Below are 3,031 nucleotides of genomic sequence, written 5' to 3' on the forward strand. Positions count from 1 at the left end.
ATAGGACAAATCTATCAGCCTGTAAATCAATATTTATCGGAAAACCGGTCAGATAAGGCGCCAGTTTAGCAACTCAAAATTTAGTAAAGAAACCAAAACATCAGTCGCCAGTAAGGCCCCAGGCGACCGAGCCCCCGATCAAAACAAAAATCCAATCGCCAATAGCCCTTACTTCGCAGCACCTTCAAGCTTCCCCATATACTGCAAAGCCTTCCCAGTACCAACAGCCACCGATTCAAGAGGACTTGGCGCTAACTGAACTGGAACAAAGATTTCCTGACTCAGCCATTCCACCATACCTTTCAATAGCGCACCGCCACCGGATAGAATCACACCCCGGTCAACAATGTCCCCACTAAGTTCAGCTGGACAATCCTCCAAAGTCGCTCGGGCAGATTCTAAAATGTGCAACAATGACTCTTTTAAAGCACCACGAATTTCAAAGGAAGATAGAGTAATAGTCTTTGGCAACCCAGTAACCAGGTCACGGCCACGGACATCAAGGAACAGCTCCTGATGCTCAATCGGGGCATACCCTATTTCCATCTTGATGAATTCAGCCGTTCTCTCACCGATTAACACATTATACTTTTTGCGGACATATTGAATAATGTCATCATCCAACCGATCCCCACCAATTTTAAGAGAATGGCAGGCAACTACCCCACCATAAGAAATAATGGCCACTTCCGTATTGCCACCGCCAAAATCAACCACGACATTGGCAACCGGCTCATCTACGGGAAGGCCAGCTCCAATCGCAGCAGCCACAGGTTCTTCAATCAATGAAATCTTCTTAGCCCCGGCATTCCGAACAGCGTCCTCAATCGCCCTACGCTCAACACTAGTTGAACCAGAAGGGATACTTACCACGACATTTGGCTTTCTGACCCCAAACCCTATTCGTTTAGAAGCTTTGCGAATCATGTGTTTCAGCATATCTGAAGTGATGTCGAAATCGGCAATTACTCCTTCCTTCAAAGGCCGTAGGGCAACGATTTTTTCAGGCGTCTTCCCAATCATGTCTTTTGCTTCCTGACCCACAGCGACAATTTTCTTCGTATCCGTATCCACGGCGACAACGGATGGCTCGTTGAGGGCAATCCCTTTGTTTTTGCTATAAACCAATGTATTTGCAGTACCTAAATCAATTCCAATATCATAAGTTGACAACATATTTTCACCTAATTCCCTTTATTTTTACAAAATAAACTACGAAAAAGACTAACATGAATTTGGGGGTGAAAAAGCGTTTGTAAATGAACCGTTATTTATTTGTAATCAAATAAGAAAATTTTTCCTGTTAAACAAGCATAGAAACAAATTTTTTTGTATATACTTGTTTGATGTTCAACTGCTTTTTAAATTTATGGTACGATATGAAATGAAAGGCAGTGTGAAAAGATTGGAGTCAAAACAAAAGCTATTGGTCATCATTGGGCCAACCGCCGTTGGTAAAACAAAGCTAAGCATTGAACTGGCAAAACGGTATAATGGTGAAATTATTAGTGGAGATTCCATGCAGATTTACCGTGGCATGGATATTGGGACCGCAAAAATCAAGTCGGAAGAAATGGAAGACATCCCGCATCATTTACTTGATATTCGAGAGCCACATGAAAATTTTTCCGTTGCTGAATTTCAACAGCTGGTTCGTGACAAGATAAAGGGGATTGGCAAAAAAGGTAAACTTCCGATTATTGTCGGTGGAACAGGTTTGTACATTCAGTCCGTTATTTACGATTATCAATTTTCGGATGTTCCCGGTGATGAAAATTTGCGCAAGGAGCTTGAAGAAAAAGCCAAGGAAATAGGTAATGAAGCGTTATATCAAGAATTAATGAAGGTTGACAAGGAAAGTGCCGCTGATATTCATCCAAATAATATCAGAAGGGTGATCCGAGCACTTGAAATATTTTACCTGACAGGAAAGACCAAGCAGGAATTTCAAAATACCCAGCAACCCGACCTTTTATATCAGACAGCTATGCTTGGATTAACTATGAACCGAGAGAAGCTGTACGAAAGGATTAACCAGCGCGTGGATATCATGATGCAGGAGGGTTTATTAAAAGAGGTTGAGGGGTTATATCTACAAGGCTTGCGTGACTGTCAATCCATTCAGGCGATTGGATATAAGGAAATTTATGACTATCTGGATGGTAGCATTTCCTTAGATCAAGCCATTGAAAATTTAAAGCAAAACTCCCGCCGGTATGCCAAAAGGCAATTAACTTGGTTTCGGAACAAAATGGAGGTACAATGGTTTGACATGACTGATGTGAATAATTTCTCGAAAAAAATAGAGGAAATTTCACATTATGTTGAAGGAAAGCTTGGAGTAAAATCGAATACATATTAGTAGAGACAAAAGAGGAGGATATTTACCATGAAAACATCAATTAATATTCAGGACCAATTTTTAAACCAATGCCGCAAGGACAACACGAACGTGACGGTCTTCCTATTGAACGGATTTCAATTAAGAGGTCAAATTAAAGGCTTTGATAATTTTACTGTACTTTTTGAGTGCGAGGGGAAACAACAATTGGTGTATAAGCATGCCATTTCTACGTTTGCTCCGCAGCGAAATGTGCATCTTGATTTGGAAAATCAATAATCTAATAAAGAATTGGGCCCGTGTATTCGGGCTCTTTTTTATTTTGTAAAAAATCTTTTTTAATGAAACGGATTTTCGATGAATAAACATATCATAGAAGGATTATGCCATCCGTCATTTTTCGAAAAAAGACCAGGATGATCTTGTTGCAGATTGAGAGGTGAAAGCTTTGGATCAACCAAATAACGCGAAAAGTAACGGTCGAATTAGGGTTGTACTTAATTCTCAAAAAAGAAAAACAATAACAAAAGGGTTACCTGACTTTCAAGTTGCTCCAAAGGTTATTCCCCCTGAGCATGCGGCTTTGAAGGAAATTGAAGCGGAGCTAGGTGCTTTGGTTGGCATGGATGAAATGAAAAAGACAATAAAAGAAATTTATGCTTGGATCTATGTAAATAAAAAGCGGGAAGA

General features: G+C 40.3%; 3 protein-coding genes and 1 pseudogene. 3 read left to right on the forward strand and 1 reads right to left on the reverse strand.

Annotated elements, in window-relative coordinates; translation table 11 throughout:
- Positions 1-168: 168 nt before the first annotated feature.
- Positions 169-1,176 carry a rod-share determining protein MreBH gene (mreBH, locus tag V7083_RS19495; protein ID WP_335481041.1) on the reverse strand — a complete coding sequence of 336 codons (1,008 nt, stop codon included), beginning with the start codon at positions 1,174-1,176 and terminating at the stop codon, positions 169-171.
- Positions 1,177-1,405: 229 nt separating this feature from the next.
- Here mreBH and miaA point away from each other — a divergent pair, with 229 nt between their 5' ends.
- The 3 genes and pseudogenes from miaA to V7083_RS19510 form a co-directional block, all read left to right on the forward strand.
- Positions 1,406-2,362 (forward strand): tRNA (adenosine(37)-N6)-dimethylallyltransferase MiaA, encoded by a 957-nt coding sequence (gene miaA / locus V7083_RS19500; RefSeq protein WP_335481043.1) that lies wholly within the window; start codon positions 1,406-1,408, stop codon positions 2,360-2,362.
- 27 nt (positions 2,363-2,389) lie between these two features.
- Positions 2,390-2,620 carry an RNA chaperone Hfq gene (hfq, locus tag V7083_RS19505; RefSeq protein ID WP_335481044.1) on the forward strand — a complete coding sequence of 77 codons (231 nt, stop codon included), beginning with the start codon at positions 2,390-2,392 and terminating at the stop codon, positions 2,618-2,620.
- Between the two features lie 169 nt (positions 2,621-2,789).
- Positions 2,790-3,031, forward strand: a pseudogene (locus tag V7083_RS19510) (stage V sporulation protein K); the annotation flags it as partial.

The organism is Bacillus sp. JJ1764 (assembly GCF_036962145.1).
GTDB lineage: Bacteria > Bacillota > Bacilli > Bacillales > Cytobacillaceae > Neobacillus.